Here is a 23,386-nt window from a genome sequence, read left to right as displayed (position 1 = left end):
TAACCGAAGTGCGCCGAAAATGTTTCCATAATGCTGATTATGTGCTGAATGAGTGGCCGCAAAGTAGGAATGTCAGTACCGGTGCGGCAAACCTTCCCCCGTCGCCGCCTGTCCGCTATCGTCGCGGACTTTCCCCTCCCCGCAATCGGAGACGGCACGACATGACCCGCAACATCGACCGGCTGCTCGACGTGATGGCGCGGCTGCGGAATCCCGACGGCGGGTGTCCGTGGGATTTGGAGCAGACCTATCGCTCCATCGCGCCGCACACGATCGAGGAGGCCTATGAGGTCGCCGACGCCATCGAGAAGGACGACAAGATCGCCCTGCGCGAGGAGTTGGGCGATCTGCTGTTCCAGGTCGTCTATTACAGCCAGATGGCGCGCGAAGAAGGGCTGTTCGACTTCAACGAGGTCGCCGGTGTCATTACCGACAAGATGATCCGCCGCCACCCCCACGTCTTCGGACCGGAGGAAGTGAAGTCGTCCGACCAGCAGACCTCGCGCTGGGAGGACCACAAGGCGGCCGAACGGGCGGCGAAGGCTGCCGAGGAAGGTCGGGCGCCGTCGGCGCTGGAGGGCGTGATCGCCGGGCTGCCGGCGCTGACCCGCGCGCTGAAGCTGCAGAACCGCGCGGCGCGCGTCGGCTTCGACTGGACCGACGCCCGCGACATCCTCGACAAGATCGAGGAGGAGGTGCGGGAGCTGCGGGCGGAGATGGACGCGAATTCGGCTCAGGAACGGGTGGCCGACGAGTTGGGCGACCTGCTGTTCGCGCTGGTCAACCTCGCCCGCCGGCTGAAGGTGGAGCCGGAGGCGGCACTGCGCGGCACCAACGCCAAGTTCGAACGCCGCTTCCACCGCATCGAAGCGTTGCTGGCCGACGGCGGGCGCAAACCGCAGGACGCCACGCTGGACGAGATGGAAGCCCTCTGGCAGCAGGCCAAGCGCGAGGAACGCGGCGAGACGTGACGGCTCAATAGCCCCAGCGGTCGAAGGCGAAGGCCCAGCGCCGACGGACGGCGCTGCGGGCCGGGTCCTCCAGATCGTGGCGGGCGCGGCGGTAGTCGCGCACGTCTGCGAGGTAGCGCTCGACCCGCGGCCGCACCGGCTCGAACGGGCCGAGAGCAAGCCCATCATAGATTACGCGCAGGGTCTCCAGCGGGTCGGCGATGAAGCGGTCATAGCGGATTTCCACCAGCCTGCCGGGTGGCAGCAACGCCCGGTCACGGTCGAACCGCGCCATCATCGCCGGGTAGAGGTCCAGCACCAAACCGTCGACCACACGCGAATCGTAGGATTGCAGCGAGAACTCCCGCAGCAGGGTCAGCAGCATGCGGCGGGTGGAGCTGAAGACCTCGTAAGGGTCGCGGTGGATGTGGACGAAAACGGCGTCCGGTCGCAGGGCCAGCAACTTCGCCAGCTTGGGCGTGTGGGCCGGATTCTTGATCAGCAGGCGCCGGCCGCCGCAATAGATCTGCATCTTGGTCAGGTAGAGGTCCATCCGGCGGCGCCACAGGTCGACGGCCTCCGGCCGGCAATCCTCGAACAACACGCCCTGGCGGAAGGCGCGGCGCAGATGCTTGGGGAAGAAGATGCCGTGGTAGTAGGACAGCGGCTGCATCAGGGCCAAAGCCAGTTCGTCCTCCTGTGGGGAGGTCGGGTCGACCGGCATGGCGTCGATGATGCGGTCGGGCGGCAGCCATTCCTCCATCCTTGAGCGCCAGAAGGAACTCAGGCCGAGGAAGCCCCAGGGCAGGCCGACCGCCAGCGGATCGGGAGCGGCGAACCGGGGATCCTGGGCCAGCAGGTTCAGCAGATGGGTGGTGCCGCTGCGCCAGTGGCCGAGGATGAACAGCGGCGGCGGCCCTGCGGCCCTGCCCTGCCCCGCCAGCCGCTTCACCCGGCGCTGCTCCAGCAGGTCGAACGGTGCGCGGATCGCGGCGGCGCCGACCGCGGTCGCGACGCGGTGCAGGTGCAGCGGCCCCACACCGCCGCCGTCGCGCAGCACGGTGGCGAGCGTGGCGGCGTCGGCGCCGGCCAGTGGGTGGAAGATGCGGTGCCCATTCCGGCGCAGCCAGGGGGTCATGGCGCGTCCGGTCCCGGCCCGGCCGGATAGGCCCTGCCCCGCCATTCCGACGGCTTGCCATGGCGCGCGCGCAGCAGCGCAGACCATTGGATCGCCAGCATGATGAGGATTCCGACCGGGTGCAGCAGGGCGCCGACGACGCTCTGGCGGAAACGGACGGCCAGCAGCAGGCGGAAGATCACCCCGGCCACCGCCGCCAGCCCGGCCAGGACGACCGCCGCCACGGGCAGCCGGTGCAGAGCCGCCCAGCCCAGCAGCATCCAGGGCAGCACATGGCCGCCGAACAGCAGCAGAGTCCAGACCGGCAGGGCGGCCGGGGTCGCCATCCCCTCAGTCGCGTTCTTGGAGAAGCCGGACCACAGCTCGCGCCAGCCGCGATACATCCGGCAGCGGGCAAGGCCGGTGGCGTCGAACAGGTCGGTGCCCTGCCCGGCCCGGCGGAAGGCCCGCGGCAACGTCACCCCGTCGTGCAGCGACGCCGCGATGGCCGCATGGCCCCCGGCCGCCAGATAGGCGTCCTTCCGCACCGCGATCAGCTGGCCGCAGGCGGCGCCGAAGCGCGGGTCGGTGGACCGCCGCATTCCCGCCATCGGCAGGTAGCCCAGCAACAGGAAATGGATCAGCGGGATCACCAGCGCCTCGGCCAGCGTCCCGGTTTCCTCGCGCGGGAAGCCGCTGACCAGACCGTCCCCGCCCGACAGCAGGGCGCCGCTGGTCAGACGGGCGGCGGCGGGGGACAAACGCACGTCGGCATCCTGGAACAACAGCACCGGATGGCGCACCAGCCCGGCGAGCGCCTGACAGGCATGCTGCTTGCCCGACCAGCCCGGCGGCAGCGGCGGTGCAGGCTCCAGCCGGACGCGCGCGTCGCGGGCGGCGATGCTGCGGACGATCTCCGCCGTGCAGTCGGTGGAGTGGTCGTCGAGCACCACGACCTCCACCTCGACACCACGGCTGAGCAGCGCCGCATCGATGGCGGCGGCGATGCCGGCCTCCTCGTTCCGGGCGGGGATCAGAATGCTGACGGCGGTGCCCAGCGGCGGGGCGGCGGTCGGACGGCGATAGAGGGACAGGTTCACGATTCCCTGCCCCAGCGGCAGCAGCGCCAGAACCAGCAACAGCCCGGCAATCAGGTCGATGACGCTCATTGCCGTTTCACCTCCCGCTGCGGCATCGGCCTCTGCCCATCGTTGTGTGCCGCGGAGAAGGCCTGTCCGCCCGCCCAGGCCCGTGCCCGGCGCCATAGGTCGTAAACCCCGCCGATCCCCACCGTCCCCTCCATCAGCGTCAGGAAACGCGCTGGGTCCCGGCTTTGCGCATCGAGCGCCAGCTGGTCCATCACCGCCTCCAGCCGCCCCTCCAGATCCGCCGCGATCTCCGGCACCGGCAGATCGGCGAAGCAGGCGGCATCCATCGGTTCGCCGAAACGGAGCAGAGCCTCCGGTGTGCGTTCGTCCCAGAACGGGTATTCGACAGCCAGCGGCACCACCACGGCCGAGGGCATGCGGCGGACAAGATGGGCGATTCCCGGCCGCAGGGTCACCGGGCGGCGGCGCGGATCGGTGAAGGCGCCCTCCGCGGTGATCCACAGCATGGCGCGTGGATCGGCCAGGATATGCTCGGCAGTGCGCAGGAAGGTGACGGCCCCGGCCCGGCCGGGCTCCAGCCCGAACAGGCCGATCCGGCGCATGAAGCGGTAGCGGCGCAGCATCCCCCCATCGATCGGCCCGAAACCCGGACGGCCGCGGAAGCGGGTGGTCCCCATCACGATCAGCAGGGCGGGGTCCCACCAGGACGGGTGGTTCAGATAGACGATGACCGGCCGGCCCGGCGGCAGCACCGGCCAGCCCGGTCGGGCCAGCCTCATGGCATGGAAGCCGCGCTGCAGACGCCGTGCCATGACGCCGCCGAAGTACCAGCAGAGAAACCGCGACCGTAACGCGACCGGATCGTCCGTCATGCCGTTCGTCAATCCCCTGGGCCGCCTTCCGTCAGGCCACGGCACGGGCTGAGCCACGCATGTCCTGGTCCAGGCTGTCGGCGGCGATCCAGCCGGACATCAGCACCATCGGCATGCCCGGTCCCGGATGGGCGGCCCCGCCGGCCAGATACAGCCCCTCCACATCGCGCGAGCGGTTGCCCGGCTTGAAGGCGCCCATGAAGCGGCCGTGACTCGCCAAGCCGTAGATTGCGCCGTTCAGGACCTTGTAACGGTCGTGGATATCCTGCGGAGTCAGCACATGTTCGACGCGGATGCGGTCCTCCAGGTCGGCCATGCCGGCGGTGCGCTTCAGCTTGTCGAACACCACCCGGCGATAGGCCGGCAGCATGCGGCTCCAGTCGTGGCGCGGGCGCAGATAGGGGGTGTGGACCAGCACATACAGCGCCTCCCCACCCTTTGGTGCGACGCCCGGTTCGGTGCGGGCGGGCGCGGCGATGTAGCAGGTCGGGTCGGGTGCCGGTTCCCCCTGGCTATAGATCCAGTCGAACTCCTCCTCCGGATCGCGGGAGAAGACGAAGTCGTGGTGCAGCAGGTGATCGTAGGCGCGGTCAAGCCCCAGATAGAACACCACGCCGGAACAGGCCGGCTCGTAGCTGCGGCGCTTGGAGAACCGCTTGGCCGGCTGCCCGCCGACCAGTTCCTGATAGGTCCGGACGGAATCCATGTTCGACACCGCGGCGGAGACCGGGATGCGCTCGCCTTCGTCGGTTTCGACCGCGATGACGCGCCCGCGCTCCACCTGCAGGCGGCGGACGCCGGTGTTGGTGCGGATGTCGACGCCCAACCGCCGCGCCACCCGCTCCAGCGCCGCCGGCACGGCACGGGTGCCGCCCATCGGATACCAGACGCCGTCATTGGTCTGCATATGGGCGATGGCGCACAGCACTGCCGGCGAGCCGTAGGGGGAGGAGCCGACATACTGGGTGAAATGGTCCAGCATCTGCGCCGCCCTCGCGTCCGGCACATGGTTGCGGATGGTGCCCGCCACCGTGCTGCCCATGCGGAGCGCCAGCACGTCGGACAGGGTGCTGGCGTTGAAGCTGTTGCGGAAGTTCAGCGTGTCGCCCAAATCCTCCACTGATTTCCAGAAGAAGAAGCGTTCGGAGATGCCGTGCAGCCGTTCCGACATCGCCTGGAAGCGGCGATAGCCATCCCCCGCCCCACGGCCGGGGGCCAGCCGGTCCAGTTCGGCCGCCATGGTGCCGACATTCTCCGACAGGTCCAGCACGGTGCCGTCGTCGAAGAAGCAGCGCCATTGCGGCTCCAGCCGGACCATCTCCAATTCGCGGTCGAGGTCGCAGCCGGCCTCTTCCAGGATGCGGCGCAGGACACGCGGCACCGTCAGGATGGTCGGCCCCATGTCGAAGCGGAAGCCGCTGTCCTCCAGCACGGCGGCCTTGCCGCCGACCCAGGCGTTCTTTTCCAGCAGGGTCACCGTGTGCCCGCGCGCCGCCAGCACCACCGCCGCCGCCAGACCGCCCAGGCCCCCACCGATCACCGCGATGCGATCCGTCATGCCATCCCCCCTGCAACGGCCTGCCGCAGCATGCCGGACAATCCCATGGTCTTTGTGCGCCAGGGCGTCGGCAGGCCCAGTTCCTGGGCCAGCAGCCGCGCCGTGATCCGTGCGCCTTCGAAGATGACCGGCAGTCCGCTGCCGGGATGGGTGCCGCCGCCCACCAGATAGACGCCGTCGAGATCCTCGAACCGGTTGCGCGGGCGGCGGTGAAGCATCTGGTCCAGGCTGTGCGCCAGATTGAAGGTGGCGCCGCGATGCACCGCGAACCGGCTTTCCCAGTCGGCCGGCGTCACCACCCGCTCCACCCGGATGCGGCGCTCAAGATCGGTCAGACCGAAGCCTGCCAGCCGGTCGAGTACGAGCCGGCGGTAGTGCGGCGCCTCCGCCTGCCAGTCGATGTGCCCACGCTGGTGGCCGACCGGAACGAGGATGTAGAGCGTGCTGCCGCCCGGCGGCGCCATCGCCGGATCGGTGACGCAGGCGTTTTGGACGTAAATCGAAGGCCGGCGCGGCAGTTCCCGGCACTCCTCGATCTCCGCGAGGTTGCGGGCGTAATCCTCCGCCAGATAGACGGTGTGGTGGTCCAGCCCGTCCACTTTGCCTTCGATGCCCAGATACATCATGAAGGTGGAGCAGGAGAATTTCTTGGTGGCGAGGCGGGCGTCGCTCCAGCGCCGGCGCAGGTCGTCGGGCACAAGCGTCGTCATCGCCCGCGCGAAGTCGGCGTTGATGACCAGCGCATCGGCGGGATAGTCGCCGGCTTCCGTCCGTACGCCGACGGCGCGGCGGCCCTGGAACTTGATGTGGCGCACCGTCTCGTTCAGCCGCACGGTGACGCCCAGGCTTTCCGCCACCCGGCGCATCGCCTCCATCACCGCCTCCGTCCCGCCACGGGGATGAAAGACGCCATGTTCATGCTCCAGAAAGGACAGGATGGTGAACAGGCTGGGGCAGCGGAAGGGCGACATGCCCAGATATTTGCTCTGGAACGAGAAGGCGAGGCGGATGCGCGGGTCCTGGAAATAGCGGGACAGGTCGCGGTCCACCGACCGGTGCGGCGACAGCCTGCCCAGCGCCTTCAGCATCGGCAGCGAAGCCAGGGCCCAGGGGCTGGAGAAGTCGGATTCCAGAACCGGGCGGAAACGCTCCATCTTCGCCCGGTTGTCGGCCAGGAAGCGCGGCAGACCTTCGGCGTCGCGCGGGCTGAGTTTGGCGATCTCCGCCATCAGCGCCTTCATCTGGGCCTGGACGCGCAACTCGCCGCCGCCTTCGAACACCAGCCGATAGAGCGGGTCGAGGCGGATCAGGTCGACCTCGTCCGACAGGCGGCGTCCGCAGGCCTCGAAGATCTCCTCCAGAATGCGGGGATAGAGGAAGAAGGTGGGGCCGCTGTCGAAGCGGTATCCGTCCATCGAGAAGCCGGCCGACCGGCCGCCGACGCGGTCCTGCCGTTCCAGCACCGTCACCTTTGCACCCGTAAGCGCCAGGAGCATCGCGGATGCCAATCCGCCCGGTCCCGCGCCGATGATCACGACTTGTCGTTCCATGCGCTTGCCAAACGCTCCTGCGCTGCCGAACTCTGTCTTCGTGGTTACGCAGCCGGGTCGAAAATGGATCGCAACAACAGCCCCTCTCCTGATGTCGTAACCCTTTCGATGATCAATGAAAAATTTCGATCATCAGCTGAGTTTAAGGCATGGCGTGCCCAGGACATTTCACTACGACTTTCGATTATTCGCGAACTTCGCCACCGTATTGCGGCCGATGCCGAGAGGCTCGTGCGATCACTGGAGACACGACCGGGCCGGCATGCTGCGGAGAGCGTCAGTGCCGAAATCCTGCCGCTGGCGGAGGCCTGCCGATTCCTGGAACGCGAGGCGGCCGGCCTGCTGGCGCCGAGGCGGCTGGGCCGGCGCGGGCGCCCGGTCTGGCTGTTCGGCGTGGAGGCGGAAGTGCGGCGGGATCCGATCGGCACGGTCCTGATCGTCGGGCCGTCCAACTACCCGCTGCTGCTGCCGGGCGTGCAGGCGGTGCAGGCGCTGGCGGCCGGCAACCGGGTGCTGGTCAAGCCGGCGCCGGGATGCGGCGCACCGATGGTCCTGCTGGGGGAATGGCTGGAGGAGGCCGGCCTGCCGCCGGGGCTGTTCCAGGTGCTGGACGAGTCCGCCGGGGCGGTGGGCGAGGCCATCGCCGCCGGCATCGACAAGCTGGTGCTGACCGGCTCGGCGGACACCGGCCGGGCGGTGGCGGAACGTCTCGCCCGCCATCTGGTGCCCTCGACGATGGAGCTGTCGGGCAATGACGCCGTCTTCGTTCTGCCGGGCGCGGACGCGGATCAGGTCGCCCGCGCGCTGGCCTTCGGCCTGCGGCTCAATGGCTCCGCCACCTGCATCGCGCCGCGGCGGGTCTTCGTTCCGCATGGGATGGCCGCAGGTCTGGAGGCCGCCCTTGTCCGTCAGGTCGCCACGATCCCCCCGGTGCCGGTGTCCCTGCCGGTGAGACGCCGGCTCGCCGCCCTTGCGCACGATGCGATGGCGGAGGGCGCGCGTGCTCTGGGGACTGTACCGGAGGACGAAGCCCCCGCCATGACGCCGCTGATCCTAGCCGACGCACGGCCCGGCATGGCGTTGCTGCGCGAGGACATCTTCGCCCCCGTCCTATCGCTGGTGCCGGTGCGGGACATCGAGGAGGCGTTGGATGCGGCGACGCGCAGCCCCTACGCGCTGGGGGCGTCGGTCTTCGGGCCGGTGGCTCAGGCTCGGGAGTTGGCCGGGCGGATCGATGCCGGGACGGTGACGATCAACGACCTGATCGTGCCGACCGCCGATCCGCGCCTGCCCTTCGGCGGACGGCATGCCAGCGGCTGGGGCGTCACCCGTGGTGCCGAAGGGCTTCTGGAGATGACGCAGGTGAAGACCGTCTCGGTGCGCACGGGGCGGTTGCGCCCGCATTTCGACGCTCCGCGCGAGGGCGACGACGCGCTGATGTTGGCCGCTCTGCGCCTGTTCCATGGCGGCCCCGGCACCCGAACCGAGGCGCTCCGGCGGATGGTGCTGGCGGTGCGTGGACGCTCTCGCAATTGACGATGCCGAATTGACGACGCCGAATTGATGATGGATGACCGAATGCTTGCCCTGATCCTCGCCTTCCTGATCGGCGCAGTCTCCGGCTCGCGCACGCTGCTCGCTCCGGCCGCGGTCAGTTGAGCCGCCTATGGCGGCTGGCTCGACGTGTCGGGAAGCTGGCTGTTCTTCCTCGGACACCCGGTGTCGCCCTGGGTCTTCACCGTCTTGGCCGTGGTGGAGCTGATCGTCGACAAGCTGCCGACCACCCCCAGCCGCAAGTTGCCCTTCCCCTTCGCCAGCCGCATCGCCGGCGGGGCCATCGCCGGGGCTGCCGTCGGGGCGAATGCCGGATTCTGGGTCGGCGGTCTGGTCGCCGGCGGCATCGGCGCCGTCGCAGGCACGCTTGTCGGCTATGCGGCACGCATGCGGATGGCCGCCGCCTTTGGCCGCGACCGCCCCGCCGCCCTGATTGAAGATGCGGTGGTGCTGATCGCGGCCGTTCTGATCGTGGCGGCGGCGTGACGGATCGCTATCCTTCGATGCCCCCCAGCCGGTCGGACAGTCCCGCATCCAACCCGGCATAGCCGCTGCGGATGCGTGCCTCCAGCATGGCGGTTTCGGGTAGCAGCCGGGTCATGAAGAAACGCGCCAACCCGATGCGGGCATCGAGGAATGCCGGATCATAACCTGCCGGTCGCCCGATCGCGGCGGAGGCGGTCAGCCCCCACATCCAGCCATAGGCGACCAGCGCCGTCAGCCGCAGCAGGTCGGTCGCCCCGGCCGCCCCATCGCGCGGGTCGCGCCCCTCCTGCCGCAGCCAGTCGGCGAGGCCGCGCAACCGGTCTGCAGCGCTCCGCAGGGGCTCCGCCAGTTCCCGGGTCACAGGGTCGTCGGCCAGCGTCGCCGCGGCATCCTCCACCGCGTCCAGCATCCGCGTCAGCGGTCGGCCGCCATGCAGGCCCAGCTTGCGCTGCACGAGGTCGAGCGCCTGGACGCCGTTGGTGCCTTCATAGATCTGCGTCGCCCGCACGTCGCGGACCAGCTGCTCGACGCCATTGTCGCGGATGTAGCCGTGGCCGCCCATCACCTGCTGGGCCAGCACCGCCACCTCGAAGCCGAAATCGGTGCCGGCAGCCTTCACCACCGGGGTCAGCAGGGCCGCCCAATCCTCCGCCTCTTCCGCCAGCGACGGATCCTTGGCGGCGCGGTCGAGCCACAGCGCCACCCATCCGGCAAGCGCCCGTCCGGCATCGGTCAGCACACGGGCGGTCAGAACCATCCGCCGCACGTCGGGATGATGCAGGATCGGTTTGCCTTCATCGCCGCCGGGCGCCCTGCCCTGCACGCGCTCGCGGGCATAGGTCAAAGCCGCCTGCGCCGCGCGTTCCCCCACCCCGATGCCCTGGATGCCGACGAACAGCCGTTCGTGGTTCATCATCGTGAACATGGCGGCGAGGCCGCGGTGCGGCTCCCCCACCATCCAGCCGACGGCACCCTCATAGGACACCACGCAGGTGGGCGAGGCGTGCAACCCCATCTTACGTTCGACCGACAGCACCGACCAGCCGTTGCGGGCTCCGTCGGACAGGCGCTTCGGCACGACGAACAGGCTGATGCCGCGGGTGCCCGGCGGCGCGTCGGGCAGGCGGGCCAGCACCAGATGCACGAGGTTCCCGGTCAGGTCATGGTCGGCCGAGGAGATGAACATCTTCTGCCCCGCCAGCCTGTAGGTGCCATCGCCCACCGGCTCCGCTCGCGTGCGCAGCAGGCCCAGGTCGGTGCCGGCCTGCGGTTCGGTCAGCGCCATGGCGCCGGTCCAGTCGCCGGCCAGCATCGGCGGCAGGCAGCGTTCCTTCACCGCCGCGTCGCCATGGGCGGCGAGCGCCCGGATGGCGCCCTGGGTCAGGCCGGGGGTGATGCTGAAGGCGAGGTTCGCCGCGCACACCATCTCCGTCACCAGCGTGTCGAGCAGCGCCGGCATCCCCTGCCCGCCATAGGCCGGGTCGCCGGCCAGCCCGTTCCAGCCGCCCTCGCGCCAATGGCGCCACGCCTCATGGAAGCCGGCCGGCATGCGCACGCCGTCCTCCTCGACCCGCGCGCCCTCCTCATCGCCGGAACGGTCGAGCGGCAGCAGCACGTCCACCGCCAGCCGCCCGGCCTGCGCCAGCACCGCGTCGAACACATCCGGCGTCGCGTCTTCCCAACCCGCTGCGGCAAGCGCCTCGGGAGCCTTCAGCACCTCGTTGACGAGGAAGCGGACCGATTGCAGCGGCGGTTCATACGCGCTCATGCGGCGGTCTCGCTGTAGGATCGGCGGAGCTCGCGCTTCAGCAGCTTGCCGGCGGTGTTGCGCGGCAGGCTGTCGACGAAATGCACCTGCTTGGGCAGCTTGAAGGGCGCCAGATGGCCGCGGCAATGGGCGATCAGCCCCTCGGCATCGACGCTCTGTCCGCTGCGCAGCACGACGAAGGCGGTCACCGCCTCGATCCATTTCGGGTCGGGCAGAGCCACCACCGCGACCTCGGCGACGGCGGGGTGGGTGTAGATCGCCTCCTCCACCTCGCGGCTGGCGACCACCACGCCGCCGGTGTTGATGACGTCCTTGATCCGGTCGACGATGTAGAGATAGCCGGCCTCGTCCAGATAGCCGACGTCGCCGGAATGGAACCAGCCACCCTGGAACGCCTCCTCCGTCTCACGCTCCTTGTCCCAGTAGCCGACCATCAGCTGGGGGGAGCGGTGGACGATCTCGCCATGGGTGCCCGGCGGCACGTCGTTCATCTCCAGATCGACCACCCGCGTCTCGACATTCAGCACCGGGCTGCCAGCGGAGGCGGGACGCTCCTCATGCTCCTCCGGCGCCAGAACGGTGGCGAGCGGGCCGATCTCGCTCTGGCCATAGCAGTTGAAGGCGCGGGCGTTGGGCAGGCGCTGGCGAAGCTCCTGCAGCACCGGAACCGGCATGATCGAGGCGCCGTAATAGAGCTTTTCCAGCGATCCCAGATCATACGCGTCGAAATCGGGATGGCGCAGCAGCCCGACCCACACCGTGGGCGGCGCGAAGAAGGAGGTGATGCGGTGCGCCGCGATCAACTCCAGGCACTGCTTCAGCGCCGGGGTCTGGATCAGCAACGTGGTGGCGCCGACCATCAGCTGCGGCATCAGGAAGACGTGCATCTGCGCCGAATGGTAGAGCGGCAGCGCCGCCAATGCGCGGTCGCTTTCGGCGAAGCGGCAATTATGGATGGCGCTTTCATACTCCGCCAGCAGGCTGCCGTGGGTCATCATCGCGCCTTTCGGCGCCGCGGTGGTTCCGGAGGTGTAGAGAAGCTGAACCACCGTGTCGGCATCCACCACCACCTCGATGTCCGCCGATGCGCCCGCATCCTGCGCGATGGACAGAACGTCCAGCTCACCGCTGCCGGCCGCCAGCGTCCCGGTCCATTCCAGCCGAGCCGCGTCACCGGCATCGGCCAGAGGGCCAGCCAGATCGGCGTCGTGCAGCACCATCCGCACGCCGGACTGCGTCAGGATGTAGGACAGCTCTTCCCCCGTCAGGGCGTAATTGACCGGCACATGGATGAAGCCGCCGATCGCGCAGCCGAGCCACGCCACGACATAGGCGTCGGAATTGCGCCCGAAGGCCGCCACCCGGTCTCCCCGCTTCAGGCCCATGTCCGTGAACCGCCTCGCCACCCGCTTCGCGGCACGGTGCAGGTCGGTGAAGCTCCATTCGCGGCCTTCATAGCGGAGCGCGATACGGCCGCCATGCCGCCGCGCCGCCCGTGCCAGAGCACCGCCGATGCTGATACCGCGCGCCGCGGCGATCGCGTTGTTCGCAACGTCCATAGGCATGCGTGTCCTCCCGGTTTTCAGGTTTTCGCGACCGGCGCCGCTCACCGATGCACGGGCGCGGCCGGATTTCTTTTTTACTGACTGGAACCTAAGTTACTTGAAAGTAGGAACGGAAACAAGTTTGCTGAACGAACGGATGAACGCTGCCCCTGGACATAGGCACCGGCAAGTGGGAAAGCGATGGGCAGGAACGCAGGACAATGATCGAAGGGAGCCAACGCCGCATGTCGGAGTCGCCATGGAAGACCGCCGCCGACCGCCGCAGCGAGCGCGAGGAAAAGCGGATCGCCGTGCTGCGAACCGCGGCGCAGGCGTTCAACGAGCTTGGCTATCACGCCACCTCGCTGGACGACATCGCCCGCCGGCTGAACGTCACCAAGCCGACGATCTATTACTATGTGAAGAACAAGGAGGAGATCCTGTTCGAGTGCGTGCGGATCGGGCTGGAACTGCTCGACAGCGCATCGAGCGAAGTGATCGGTCATGGCGGCAGCGCCTATGACGAGCTGGTGGCGGTGATGACCACCTATGTCGGCATCGTCACCATGGATTTCGGCATGTGCGTGATCCGCGTCGGCGAGGAGCCGCTGACCGAGGAAAGCCGCCGCACCCTGCGTGGCCTGAAGCGCAGCATCGACCTGAAATTCCGCAGCCTGATCGAGCGCGGCATCGCCGAGGGCAGCATCGCTCCCTGCGATCCGAAGATCGCCGCCTTCACCCTGTCGGGCGCGCTCAGCTGGGTCGCGCGCTGGTACCGCCCGGACGGCGATTTGGACCCGGCGGAGATTTCCCGCCAGTCCATCGCCCTTCTGCTGAACGGCCTGCGCCCGCGACCCGCATGATAGGCCGAAGGTGCGCGGGCTCATGGGCGGTCGCCCGTCTATGATCGGCCGCTGCACTCTTTCCTACGCATATCTGGGTATGAAGAAAAAGGGGCCATCCGCGGCCGCTTGCCGCCAATCCGGAACGGCCTCGCTTACGTAAAACGATCCTAAAGAGGCACCGGAACCGAGGATCGTCCAAAATCATGACCGTCAAGCTGACAGATGCGCAGGCGAAGCGACTTGCCACCTTCTCCATCACCGATGACGATCTGGCCCGGCTCCGGGGGAACCGCGAGTTTGCGGAGCGGCGGCTGCCCGCGCTTCTCGAGCAATGGCACCGGCATTTCGACGCTTGGCCGGAAATCCAGGCGGCGCTGAAGCGCCCCGACGTGCACGCCGCCCGGACGGATCACTGGACGCGGGCCGCGTCCGGCCGGATCGATGCCGAGTTCGCCGACTCCGCGAAGCGGCTCGCGACCCTGTTCTATCGGAACGGCGTTCCGGCCTATGCGGTGTCGATCTGCCATTACGTCGTCAGTTCCAACATCGCCCGCGAGCTCGGCCTCACCGGTGGCGACGATGGTCTGGCCGCCAACCTGTTCGGCGCCGCCGCCCGCCGCACCCGCGCCGCCCAGCTGGAAACGCTCAACAAGATCGCGTGGTTCGACATCGAGTTGCTTCTTGAGACCTATCGGGAGGCGGAGGAAGAGAGCAAGCGCGCCACGCTCGACCGGCTCGCCGGCACGTTCGAGGACAGCGTGAAGGGCATCGTGGAGGGCACGGTCGCCGCCTCCAACCAGATGCAGGCCCATGCCCAGCGAATGTCGGAAATCGCCACCAGCACCAGCCGCCGTTCCTCCGACGTGGCGTCGGAAACCGAAGTCACCTCGTCCAGCATGCAGACGGTGGCCGCGGCGACCGAACAGCTCTCGATCTCCATCTCCGACATCAGCCGCCACGTCACCGAATCGTCCCGCATCTCCTCCTCCGCCGTCGACGAGGCGGAGCGGACGAAGAGCACCGTCAGCGGGCTGGTCGAAGAGGCCAAGCGCATCGGCGACGTGGTCAAGCTGATCAGCAACATCGCCAGCCAGACCAACCTCCTGGCCCTGAACGCCACCATCGAAGCGGCGCGGGCCGGCGAGGCGGGCAAGGGCTTCGCCGTCGTCGCCAACGAGGTGAAGCACCTCGCCAACCAGACCGCCAAGGCGACGGAGGACATCTCCAGCCAGATCGCCGGCATGCAGAGCGCCGCCGGCAATGCCGCCGAGGCGATCCACGCTGTCGGCCGCACCATCACTCACATCAACGAGATCGTCACCACCGTCGCCGCCACGGTGGAACAGCAGACCGCCGCCACCCAGGAAATCACCCGGAACGTGCAGGAGGTTGCGGTCGGCACCCGCCGGGTCACCGACTCCATCGGTCAGGTGACGCAATCCTCGTCGGAGACCGGCGGCATCGCGCAGGAGGTGCTGGCCGCCGCCGGTCTGCTGCACCGGCAGGCGGACGACCTGAACCGCGGCGTCGGCGATTTCCTGACCCGCATCCGCACCGCTCGCTGATCCGCCGCGCATGGCTGCCGCGCCCGTTCGCCTGCTGGACGGGCAAGGCCGGCGGCAGGCAGCATGCCGGGGACGCAAATCATTCGCACAGGTAAGAGTTCGTGGTCGGGACAAGGGACGGGGCGGAAGGGGGCTGGCCGAAGCTCCGCGCGCGAACGGTGGCGCAATGGGCGGGCCTGCTCGCCCTGTCGGCGGCGGTGACGTTGGGACTGGAGGCGGTCGGGCTGCCGGCGGCCTGGTTGATCGGGCCGATGATCGGCGCCATCGCGCTCGGCGTCGGCGGAGCCTCCATCCGGGTGCCGCCCTCGGGCTTCACCATGGCGCAGGCGATCATCGGCTGCCTCGTCGCCCACGCCGTCACCTCGTCGATCCTGCTGTCCATCGCGCGGAACTGGCCGCTGATGCTGGGAACCGTCGGGCTGACGGTGGTGGTCAGCGGCATCGTCGGCTGGCTGTTCGTCCGCTACGGCAGCCTGCCCGGAACCACCGCCGCCTGGGGCGTGTCGCCGGGTGCGGCCGCCGCCATGGTCGCCATGGCCGGGGAATACGGGGCGGACGCGCGGCTGGTGGCGGTGATGCAGTATCTGCGCGTGGTGCTGGTGGTGCTCAGCGCCTCGCTGGTCACGCACGCGCTGACCGCGGCTCCGGACGGCGGCGCCCTGCCGGTGGCACCGGTGGAGGCGCTGGACCTGCGTGGGCTGGCGGCGACGCTGCTGGTCGCGGGTGTGGGCGGCTGGATCGGGCAGCGCTTCCGGATTCCCTCGGGCGCGCTTCTGGTGCCGATGGTGCTGGGCGCGCTGGTCCAGGCCGGCGCCGGGGTGACCCTGCAGCTGCCGCACCTGCTGCTGACCGTCACCTACACCGTCATTGGCTGGAGCATCGGCCTGCGCTTCACCCGCGAGGTGCTGCGCCACGCGATGCGCGCCGTGCCGCAGATGCTGCTGTCGACCGGGCTGATGATCGCTCTGTGCAGCCTGTCGGCCTGGGTGCTGGTCACGCTGTTGCCAACCGATCCGCTGACCGCCTTCCTCGCCACCAGCCCGGGCGGGCTCGATTCCGTGGTGGTGATCGCGCTGGGAAGCGGGGTGGATTTGCCGCTGGTGCTGGCGCTGCAGACCTTGCGGCTGTTCGTGGTGGTGCTGTCCGGCCCGCCGCTCGCCCGGCTGATCGCGCGGTACGCCTGAACCGTTTGGGATGAAAGGCGGAATCCCGGGACGGGGCGTTGCGCCGGCTCCGCTCCGGGGCGTATCCTGATTTCCCCCCTCCATGCCAGATACCGGAGTGCCCCGGCAATGACCGACCGTCCCCACCGTCCCGAAACCATCGCTGCCGGCGCCCTGGGCTTCGAGGACGCGGCCAGCGGCGCGGTCATTCCGCCGATCCACCCGTCCACCACCTATGTCCGCGACCCCGACAACGGCTATGACCGCGGCCGGGTCTATGCCCGCGCCGACAACCCGACCTTCGACATTCCGGCGCGGACGATCACCGAACTGGAAAAGGGCGCGGACACCCTGCTGTTCGCATCCGGCATGGCGGCGGCGACCGCCGTGTTCCAGGCGTTGGATCCGGGCGACCATGTGCTGGTGCCCGACGTGATGTACTGGGCCTTCCGCAATTGGGTGCATGGACCCGCCACCCGTTGGGGGCTGAAGGTCGAAGGGGTGGACACCAGCGATACGGACGCGGTGCGCGCGGCGCTCCGTCCCGGCCAGACGCGGCTGGTCTGGGTGGAGACCCCGGCCAACCCGCTGTGGACCGTCACCGACATCGCCGCCGTCGCCGAACTGGCGCACGAGGCCGGGGCGTGGCTGGCGGTGGACAGCACGGTCGCCACGCCGGTGCTGACCCGGCCGATCGAACTGGGCGCCGACATCGTCATGCATTCGGCGACCAAATACCTGAACGGCCACTCGGACGTCGTCGCAGGCACCCTGACCGCCGCCCGCAAGGACGAGTTCTGGGGCCGCATCAAGGCGGTGCAGACCCAGCAGGGCGGCATCCTCGGCAGCTTCGAGGCGTGGCTTCTGCAGCGCGGCCTGCGCACTCTGTTCGCCCGCGTCCGCTGGCAGAGCGCCGCGGCGATGTCGCTGGCGGAGCGGCTGACCGCCCATCCGCGGGTGTCGGAGGTGCTCTATCCCGGCCTGCCCGGCTTCCACGGCCACGGCATCGCCTCCCGCCAGATGACCGGCGGCTATGGCGGCATGCTGTCCATCCGGGTGAGGGGCGGCACCCAGGCCGCCATCGACACCGCCGCCCGCGTCGGCATCTGGCGTCGCGCCACCTCGCTCGGCGGGGTCGAGAGCCTGATCGAGCATCGCGCCAGCATCGAAGGCCCGACCTCCCCCGTGCCGGGCGACCTGCTGCGCCTGTCGGTCGGCCTGGAGTCGCCCGAGGATCTTTACGACGACCTGGATCAGGCGCTCGGCCAATCACTCGGCCAGGGCTAAGCGCCGGGACAGATCGAGGCGGCACCGGCGGCATGCGCTTTTCCGAGTACCCCCAACGCGGATAGGGCTTGACAGTGAGAATGATTCGCGACGTTATTCGCTGAGAATAAGTCGCACTTGCTGTCATTACCGACCACCGACGTTCGAGGAGACCTCCATGTCGAAGCGCGCTGCCGGCTTCGCCGCCGTAGCCGTCGTTGCCCTGCTGCCGTTCGCCGCCCAGGCGGCCGGACCGGCCTACAAGGACGTGGCGAAGAATTACGCCGACATCGCCCATGCCGCCTATCAGGACGCGACTGACGGCGCCAAGGCGCTGAAGAAGGCGGTGGACGCCCTGGTCGCCAACCCGACCGAGGAAACGCTGGCGAAGGCGCGCGAGGCCTGGAAGGCTGCCCGCGTTCCGTACATGCAGACGGAAGCCTTCCGCTTCGGCAACCCGGTCGTCGACGAGTGGGAGGGCAAGGTGAATGCCTGGCCGCTGGACGAGGGCCTGATCGACTACGTTGACGAGGGCTATGCCGGCGGCGAGAGCAACCCCTACGCCAAGGCGAATGTCATCGCCAACCCGAAGATCACGGCCGGCGGCAAGACCATCGACGCCACCAAGATCACCAAGGACCTGCTGGCCGACAAGCTGCACGAGGCCGGCAAGGTCGAGGCGAACGTCGCCACCGGTTACCATGCCATCGAGTTCCTGCTGTGGGGCCAGGACCTGCACGGCACCGGTCCGGGCGCCGGCGAGCGCAAGGCCACCGACTATGCCAAGGGCAAGGACTGCACCAACGGCCACTGCGACCGCCGCGCCCAGTACCTGAAGGTCGCCACCCAGATGCTGGTGGACGACCTGTCCGAGATGACCGCCGATTGGGCCACCAAGGGCAAGGCCCGCGTCTCCATCGCCAAGGCGCCGGAGGGCGAGGGCGTCGCCCGCATGCTGACCGGCCTCGGGTCGCTGAGCTACGGCGAACTGGCCGGCGAGCGCATGAAGCTCGGCCTGATGCTGCACGACCCGGAGGAGGAGCATGACTGCTTCTCCGACAACACCCACAACTCGCACTATTACGACGAAGTCGGCATGGTGAACGTCTACAACGGCAGCTACAAGCGCACCGACGGCAAGACCGTGTCGGGCGCCTCGCTGTCGCAGCTGGTCGCCGCCAAGTCCGCCGACGCCGACGCCGCGGTGAAGACCGCCATGGGCAACACCATGAAGGCGATGCAGGCGATCAAGGACACCGCCGACAGCGGCAAGATGGCCTACGACCAGATGATCGCCGCCGACAACGACGAGGGCAACAAGCTGGTCGCCAACGGCATCGACGGTCTGGTCGCCCAGAAGAAGGCGCTGGAAGGCGCCGTCGCTGCCCTCGGCGTCTCGGTCGATGTCAAGGGGTCCGACAGCCTCGACGATCCGTCGAAGGTCGGCAAGTAAGCCTCGACAGGTAAACACGCTTATCCCGGCTCCGGTCCCGCGCCGTCCCGCGCATGATCGAACCACCCGCGCTTCCCTTCCGGGCCGATCAGGCAGGGAGCGGAGGCGGGGCCGGAGCCGGCTCTCTTCCCGCCTGAAGTTTTTGGACCGCCGTCATGCCGCATCGTCTCGCCGTTCCGCTGTCCCGCCGCGCCCTCCTGCGTGCCGGAGGTGCCGCCGTCGCGGCGATGGCGCTCGGCGGAACTGGATTGAAGGCTCCCGATGCCGGCGCGCTGAAGCCCGGCCTTGCCGGCCCGGCGCCCGTCACCTCGGCCGGCGATCTGGTCGAGGTCGAACTGGTCGCCAAACAGCGGATGCAGCGCATCCTGCCCGAACCGGCGGAACCGTCGCCGCTCATCACCTATGCCGACCACTTCCCCGGCCCAATCATCCGCATGCGCAAGGGCCAGCGGCTGCGCGCCACCCTGGTGAACGAACTGGACGAGCACACCTCCGTCCATTGGCACGGCATCCGACTGCCGAATCTGGAAGACGGCGTGCCCTACCTGACCCAGCCGCCGACCAAGCCGGGCGAGCGCCATGTCTACGAGTTCACCCCGCCGGATGCCGGGTCCTTCTTCTTCCATCCCCATTGCAACACGGTGGAGCTGCTGGGTCGCGGCCTTGCCGGCGTCCTGATCGTCGAGGAGCCGGACGCACCGAAATTCGATGCGGACCTCGTCTGTCTGGTCAAGGACTGGCAGCTGGACAAGACCGGCAAATTCGGCACCTTCATGACCGACCGCGGCGCCTCACGCGCCGGCACCTTCGGCAGCGTGTCCACCGTCAACGGCGCCATCGATCCGGTGATCGAGGTTCCCACCAACGGCGACATCCGCGCCCGCCTCTACAACATCGACAGCACCCGCGTGGTCGATCTGCGGGTGGAGGGGGCGGAGGCCTGGATCATCGCCGTCGACGGCAACCCGCTGCCGCCGCGTCCGCTGGACGGCTGGCCGATGGGGCCGGCGATGCGCATCGATGTGCTGTTCCGCGCTCCGGCCAAGGCGGGCCAGACCCTGCGGCTGACCAACGTCTATTCGGCCGAGCCCCGGCCGCTCGCCACCTTCCGCGCCGTCGGTCCCACCCGTCCGAACAAGCGCTTCAAGCCGCGGGCCCTGCCCGCCTCCGCCATTCCCGAGCCGGACCTGAAGGACGCGCCGATCATCCCGATGGCCTTCTCCGCCACCGCGGTAGCGCAGAGCTTCGACCCGGCGGTATTGCCCGGCCTGCCCTATGCCGACGCGCTGTGCCTGTCGGCGAAGACCTTCTGGGCGATCAACCAGCAGAGTTGGCCGGAGGGCGGGCACGAACATCTGCCGCCGCCGCTGGTCACGCTGGAAAAGGGCCGCAGCTACATCTTCGAGCTGGCCAACCTGACGCCGCACCTGCACCCGATCCACATCCACGGCTACACCTTCAAGGTGCTGTCCTCCGACGGCCGACAGGTGGTGCCCCACCACGCCGACACGGTGCTGCTGGAACCGAAGGAACGGCTGCGCGTGGCGATCAAGGCCGACAATCCCGGCGACTGGATGTTCCACTGCCACATCATCGAACACCAGGACACCGGCATGATGGGATACATCCGCGTTGCTTGATTCACGACTTACGCACCTGAAATCCCCTCTCCCCCCCGGGGAGAGGGTCAGGGTGAGGGGGCAGCATGGGCGCCAGCCCATGCCAGGGGATTGCCAAGTGGCAGAATGCCCCTTGGCGGCGCGCGATGGCGCGCCGGCCCCCTCACCCTCCCCGCGCCTGCGGCGCGGGTCCCCCCCCTCTCCCCGAGGGGGAGAGGGTATGTCGCTGCGCGCTGCGACTGTTGCCGCCCTGCTCCTCCTCGTCGCCCCGACCGCCCAGGCCGCCGACAGCCTCGACAACCGCATCGGCGAGGCGCTGTTCCGCCGCATGTGGGTGGCGGCGCCCACCGCGACCCAGGCGGCGGACGGTCTGGGACCGCTCTACAACGCCCGCTCCTGCGCCACCTGCCACCCGCGCGCCGGCGGCGGCCGGCCGCCCGATCCGGCGGTGGAGGGCGACCAGGGCATCGGCTATGCGATCAAGCTGAACGGCGACCCGGTCTATGGCCGGCAGATCCAGTCCAACGCCACCCTCGGACAGGTGATCGAAGGCCGTCCCCGCGTCACCTACCGCGAGGAGGAGGTGCGCTTCCCCGACGGCGAGACCGTCCGCCTGCGCCACCCGACGCCGGTGGTCGAGGATCTCGGCTATGGCCCGTTGGCCGAAGCGACGGTGATGTCCGCCCGCGTGCCGCCGCGTGTCCACGGCATGGGCCTGCTCGACCGCATCCCGGCCGAAGCCATCGAGGCCGAAGCCGCGCGGCAGCAAGCGTCAGGCGGTCCCATCGTCGGACGGGTGAACCACGTGACGGTGGACGGCAAGCGTCAGGTCGGCCGTTTCGGCTGGAAGGCGATGCACCCCACCCTGGACCATCAGGATGCGGAGGCCTTCAGCCTCGACATCGGCATGTCGACCCCGGCCTATCGCGATCCCTGGGGTGACTGCACCCCGGCGCAGACCGCCTGCCGCGAGGCCCCGCATGGCGATTCCAAACAGTTCGAAGGGCTGGAGATTCCCAGCACGATCATCGGCCTGATCGACGGCTATTTGCGCGACCTGCCGCCCGACGGCAGCCTGGAGGCGCCGAAGGACAAGGCGGGGACCAAGCTGTTCGCCGACACCGGCTGCGCCGCCTGCCATCGCCCGTCCTGGCGCACGGCGGAGGACCCGGCTCACCCTGCCCTTTCCAACCGCGAGATCTTCCCACACAGCGACATGCTTCTGCACGACCTCGGCCCCGCCTTGGGGGACGAGTTGCCGATGGGTGAGGCACGCGGGTCGGACTGGCGCACCACGCCGCTGTGGGGCCTGAACCGGCTGGCGGCCAAGGACGGGCAACTGTCGCTCCTGCATGACGGGCGCGCCCGCAGCGTCGCCGAAGCGATCCTGTGGCACGGCGGCGAGGCGGAAGGGGCGAAGGACCGCTTCATGACCCTGCCCGGCGGGGAGCGGAAACGGCTGGTGCGTTATGTGCTGGGTTTGTAAAGGAAGGGCGGGGGCTTCGATCCACACCAACGGCAGAATCAACGGCAGAAGGGATTTGATCGTATGCGACGCCGCATAGTGCTTGGACTGATGTCCGCTGCCGCCGCCATGGCGGCTCTGCTGCCGCGGACCCCGGCCTTCGCCGCCCGCCAGTCCGACAAGGACGCCGCCTTCCTGGGCGGCATGGTCCGCACCCATGCCCTGCCGCGCTTCGACGCGCTGGTCGCTGCCGCCAATGGCTATGTCGACACGCTCGGCCGCTTCGCCGCCGCGCCTTCCGCCTCCGGACTGGAGGAGGCGCGCGCGGCCCACACCAAGGTCACCGATGCCTGGGCGTCCGTGCAGCATCTGCGGCCGGGTCCCCTGACCATGAACCTGCGCGCCGACCGCATGTCCTTCTGGCCGGAGCGACCCGGCGTGGTCCAGCGCCAGATCGGCCAGATCCTGCGCGACCATGACCCGAAGCTGCTGCAACCGGGTGCGCTCGCCCGCCAGAGCGCTGCGGTGCAGGGGCTGACCGTGCTGGAACGGCTGCTGTTCGACGAGGGCGTGACCGCGGACAACTTCACCGGCAGCGACGCCAAGCTGTATCGCGGCCAGTTGGCCGTCGCCGCCGCCCGCAACATCGCCGCCATCGCGACCGAAGCGCGCGACGGCTGGAAGGAGCTGGAGGCGCCGCTCGCCGCCGGCCAGCCGACCGTCCTCGGCCCGACCGCCTCCGAAGCGGTCAACACGCTCTATTCCGCCGCCATCACCGCCATGCAGGTGGTGATCGACCAGAAACTGATGGCGCCGCTCGGCGGCAGCATCGAGGACGCCAAGCCGTTGGTGGTGGAGGCGCTGCGTAGCGGCCGGTCGCTCCGCAACATTGCGCTGAACCTGGAGGGCCTGCGCGCCCTGCTGATGGGCGAGCATGGCGGGCCGGGCTTCGTCTCGCTGCTGCCGGCCAATGACGACGGCGCCACCGCCAAGCAGGCCATCGACGAGAGCTTCGCCGCCGCGATCAGCGCCGTGGAGGCGATCCCCGGTCCGCTGGACAAGGCGGTGACCGACCCCGCCACGCGCAAGAAGACGGAGAGCGCGCTGCGGCTGGTCAAGGCGGCGCGGGTGGAGATGCTGGGCACGCTGGCCCCGCTGCTGGACATCACGCTGGGCTTCAACGAACTGGACGGAGACTGACCATGGCGATGGACCGCAGGAACATCCTGGGCGTGCTTGCCGGGCCGGTTCTTGGTGGACGCGCAATGGGTGGGCGCATCATCGGCGGGCTGCTGGCTGTGCTGACCGGCAAGGCCCATGCGGCTGACGCCGGCACGCTCTATCTCAACGCCTACGCCACCGCCGGGGCGGAGCCGAGCTTCGGCGTCGCGGCGCTGGATCGCGGCGGCAAGGTGCTGTTCACCACCGCCACGCCCGGCCGCGCCCATGCCATCATGCCGCGTCCCGGCGTGGCGGAGGCGGGCGTCTTCGCCCCCCGGCCC

The 23,386-nt window shown here is 69.2% G+C and carries 18 protein-coding genes and 1 pseudogene; 12 read left to right on the top strand and 7 right to left on the bottom strand.

Annotation, left to right across the window (positions count from 1 at the left end):
• The first annotated feature begins 161 nt into the window (after positions 1 to 161).
• Entirely contained in the window at positions 162 to 971 is an 810-nt protein-coding gene (gene mazG / locus TSO5_RS12890; protein ID WP_109151977.1) for a nucleoside triphosphate pyrophosphohydrolase, read from the top strand.
• A gap of 4 nt (positions 972 to 975) precedes the next feature.
• On the opposite strand, the gene TSO5_RS12885 is transcribed toward mazG, so the two are convergent.
• From TSO5_RS12885 to crtI (TSO5_RS12865), 5 genes are read right to left on the bottom strand one after another with little or no spacing between them, the layout of a single operon-like run.
• Entirely contained in the window at positions 976 to 2,088 is a 1,113-nt protein-coding gene (locus TSO5_RS12885) for a sulfotransferase (RefSeq protein ID WP_109152015.1), read from the bottom strand.
• The gene (locus TSO5_RS12880) at positions 2,085 to 3,236 is read right to left on the bottom strand and encodes a glycosyltransferase (protein ID WP_109151976.1); all 1,152 of its coding nucleotides are present in this window, start codon (positions 3,234 to 3,236) and stop codon (positions 2,085 to 2,087) included. The genes TSO5_RS12885 and TSO5_RS12880 overlap by 4 nt, the downstream gene beginning before the upstream one ends.
• Positions 3,233 to 4,048 carry a lysophospholipid acyltransferase family protein gene (locus tag TSO5_RS12875; protein ID WP_109151975.1) on the bottom strand — a complete coding sequence of 272 codons (816 nt, stop codon included), beginning with the start codon at positions 4,046 to 4,048 and terminating at the stop codon, positions 3,233 to 3,235. The genes TSO5_RS12880 and TSO5_RS12875 overlap by 4 nt, the downstream gene beginning before the upstream one ends.
• Positions 4,049 to 4,079: 31 nt before the next feature.
• Positions 4,080 to 5,606, bottom strand: coding sequence for a phytoene desaturase family protein (crtI, locus tag TSO5_RS12870; RefSeq protein ID WP_109151974.1), 1,527 nt, complete (start codon positions 5,604 to 5,606; stop codon positions 4,080 to 4,082).
• A complete protein-coding gene (crtI, locus tag TSO5_RS12865; RefSeq protein ID WP_247870735.1) occupies positions 5,603 to 7,102 on the bottom strand; it encodes a phytoene desaturase family protein in 1,500 nt (499 codons plus the stop codon). The genes crtI (TSO5_RS12870) and crtI (TSO5_RS12865) overlap by 4 nt, the downstream gene beginning before the upstream one ends.
• Positions 7,103 to 7,219: 117 nt before the next feature.
• On the opposite strand from crtI (TSO5_RS12865), the gene TSO5_RS12860 reads away from it, so the two are divergent.
• Entirely contained in the window at positions 7,220 to 8,692 is a 1,473-nt protein-coding gene (locus TSO5_RS12860) for an aldehyde dehydrogenase family protein (RefSeq protein WP_348981058.1), read from the top strand.
• Between the two features lie 147 nt (positions 8,693 to 8,839).
• Positions 8,840 to 9,196, top strand: a complete 357-nt coding sequence (locus TSO5_RS12855; protein ID WP_247870734.1) for a DUF4126 domain-containing protein — start codon at positions 8,840 to 8,842, stop codon at positions 9,194 to 9,196.
• A gap of 7 nt (positions 9,197 to 9,203) precedes the next feature.
• On the opposite strand, the gene TSO5_RS12850 is transcribed toward TSO5_RS12855, so the two are convergent.
• Positions 9,204 to 10,964 carry an acyl-CoA dehydrogenase gene (locus tag TSO5_RS12850; RefSeq protein ID WP_109151971.1) on the bottom strand — a complete coding sequence of 587 codons (1,761 nt, stop codon included), beginning with the start codon at positions 10,962 to 10,964 and terminating at the stop codon, positions 9,204 to 9,206.
• Positions 10,961 to 12,529, bottom strand: a complete 1,569-nt coding sequence (locus TSO5_RS12845; RefSeq protein WP_109151970.1) for a fatty acyl-CoA synthetase — start codon at positions 12,527 to 12,529, stop codon at positions 10,961 to 10,963. The genes TSO5_RS12850 and TSO5_RS12845 overlap by 4 nt, the downstream gene beginning before the upstream one ends.
• A 224-nt stretch (positions 12,530 to 12,753) precedes the next feature.
• Here TSO5_RS12845 and TSO5_RS12840 point away from each other — a divergent pair, with 224 nt between their 5' ends.
• From TSO5_RS12840 to TSO5_RS12800, 9 genes and pseudogenes are all read left to right on the top strand, one after another.
• On the top strand, positions 12,754 to 13,371 hold the full coding sequence (locus TSO5_RS12840) for a TetR/AcrR family transcriptional regulator (RefSeq protein ID WP_109152014.1): 618 nt from the start codon (positions 12,754 to 12,756) through the stop codon (positions 13,369 to 13,371).
• Between the two features lie 185 nt (positions 13,372 to 13,556).
• Positions 13,557 to 14,918 carry a globin-coupled sensor protein gene (locus TSO5_RS12835; protein WP_109151969.1) on the top strand — a complete coding sequence of 454 codons (1,362 nt, stop codon included), beginning with the start codon at positions 13,557 to 13,559 and terminating at the stop codon, positions 14,916 to 14,918.
• Between the two features lie 101 nt (positions 14,919 to 15,019).
• Positions 15,020 to 16,102: an AbrB family transcriptional regulator gene (locus TSO5_RS12830; protein ID WP_247870733.1), complete on the top strand. Its 1,083-nt coding sequence runs from the start codon at positions 15,020 to 15,022 to the stop codon at positions 16,100 to 16,102.
• A gap of 108 nt (positions 16,103 to 16,210) precedes the next feature.
• Entirely contained in the window at positions 16,211 to 17,368 is a 1,158-nt protein-coding gene (locus TSO5_RS12825; RefSeq protein ID WP_109151967.1) for an aminotransferase class I/II-fold pyridoxal phosphate-dependent enzyme, read from the top strand.
• Positions 17,369 to 17,525: 157 nt separating this feature from the next.
• The gene (locus TSO5_RS12820; protein WP_109151966.1) at positions 17,526 to 18,800 is read left to right on the top strand and encodes an imelysin family protein; all 1,275 of its coding nucleotides are present in this window, start codon (positions 17,526 to 17,528) and stop codon (positions 18,798 to 18,800) included.
• 155 nt (positions 18,801 to 18,955) lie between these two features.
• Entirely contained in the window at positions 18,956 to 20,440 is a 1,485-nt protein-coding gene (locus tag TSO5_RS12815) for a multicopper oxidase family protein (RefSeq protein ID WP_109151965.1), read from the top strand.
• A 199-nt stretch (positions 20,441 to 20,639) separates the two neighbouring features.
• Positions 20,640 to 21,905: a di-heme oxidoredictase family protein gene (locus TSO5_RS12810; RefSeq protein ID WP_247870732.1), complete on the top strand. Its 1,266-nt coding sequence runs from the start codon at positions 20,640 to 20,642 to the stop codon at positions 21,903 to 21,905.
• Positions 21,906 to 21,968: 63 nt separating this feature from the next.
• The gene (locus TSO5_RS12805) at positions 21,969 to 23,084 is read left to right on the top strand and encodes an imelysin family protein (RefSeq protein ID WP_109151964.1); all 1,116 of its coding nucleotides are present in this window, start codon (positions 21,969 to 21,971) and stop codon (positions 23,082 to 23,084) included.
• Between the two features lie 2 nt (positions 23,085 to 23,086).
• Positions 23,087 to 23,386: pseudogene (locus TSO5_RS12800) on the top strand (DUF1513 domain-containing protein); the annotation flags it as partial.

Origin of the sequence: Azospirillum sp. TSO5 (assembly GCF_003116065.1) — a bacterium.
Lineage (GTDB): Bacteria > Pseudomonadota > Alphaproteobacteria > Azospirillales > Azospirillaceae > Azospirillum.
Note: the sequence above shows the minus strand (reverse complement) of the source record. Positions and strands in the feature narration are given on the sequence as shown.

What these genes read in the sequence shown, in the direction of transcription:
- TSO5_RS12875 (WP_109151975.1), bottom strand. Translation starts at nt 4,048, where the DNA reads ATGACGGACGATCCGGTCGCGTTACGGTCGCGGTTTCTCTGCTGGTAC.
- TSO5_RS12820 (WP_109151966.1), top strand. Translation starts at nt 17,526, where the DNA reads ATGTCGAAGCGCGCTGCCGGCTTCGCCGCCGTAGCCGTCGTTGCCCTG.
- TSO5_RS12840 (WP_109152014.1), top strand. Translation starts at nt 12,754, where the DNA reads ATGTCGGAGTCGCCATGGAAGACCGCCGCCGACCGCCGCAGCGAGCGC.
- TSO5_RS12805 (WP_109151964.1), top strand. Translation starts at nt 21,969, where the DNA reads ATGCGACGCCGCATAGTGCTTGGACTGATGTCCGCTGCCGCCGCCATG.
- TSO5_RS12845 (WP_109151970.1), bottom strand. Translation starts at nt 12,529, where the DNA reads ATGCCTATGGACGTTGCGAACAACGCGATCGCCGCGGCGCGCGGTATC.
- TSO5_RS12850 (WP_109151971.1), bottom strand. Translation starts at nt 10,964, where the DNA reads ATGAGCGCGTATGAACCGCCGCTGCAATCGGTCCGCTTCCTCGTCAAC.
- TSO5_RS12810 (WP_247870732.1), top strand. Translation starts at nt 20,640, where the DNA reads ATGTCGCTGCGCGCTGCGACTGTTGCCGCCCTGCTCCTCCTCGTCGCC.
- TSO5_RS12885 (WP_109152015.1), bottom strand. Translation starts at nt 2,088, where the DNA reads ATGACCCCCTGGCTGCGCCGGAATGGGCACCGCATCTTCCACCCACTG.
- TSO5_RS12815 (WP_109151965.1), top strand. Translation starts at nt 18,956, where the DNA reads ATGCCGCATCGTCTCGCCGTTCCGCTGTCCCGCCGCGCCCTCCTGCGT.
- TSO5_RS12860 (WP_348981058.1), top strand. Translation starts at nt 7,220, where the DNA reads ATGGATCGCAACAACAGCCCCTCTCCTGATGTCGTAACCCTTTCGATG.
- crtI (WP_247870735.1), bottom strand. Translation starts at nt 7,102, where the DNA reads ATGCTCCTGGCGCTTACGGGTGCAAAGGTGACGGTGCTGGAACGGCAG.
- TSO5_RS12835 (WP_109151969.1), top strand. Translation starts at nt 13,557, where the DNA reads ATGACCGTCAAGCTGACAGATGCGCAGGCGAAGCGACTTGCCACCTTC.
- crtI (WP_109151974.1), bottom strand. Translation starts at nt 5,606, where the DNA reads ATGACGGATCGCATCGCGGTGATCGGTGGGGGCCTGGGCGGTCTGGCG.
- mazG (WP_109151977.1), top strand. Translation starts at nt 162, where the DNA reads ATGACCCGCAACATCGACCGGCTGCTCGACGTGATGGCGCGGCTGCGG.
- TSO5_RS12880 (WP_109151976.1), bottom strand. Translation starts at nt 3,236, where the DNA reads ATGAGCGTCATCGACCTGATTGCCGGGCTGTTGCTGGTTCTGGCGCTG.
- TSO5_RS12825 (WP_109151967.1), top strand. Translation starts at nt 16,211, where the DNA reads ATGACCGACCGTCCCCACCGTCCCGAAACCATCGCTGCCGGCGCCCTG.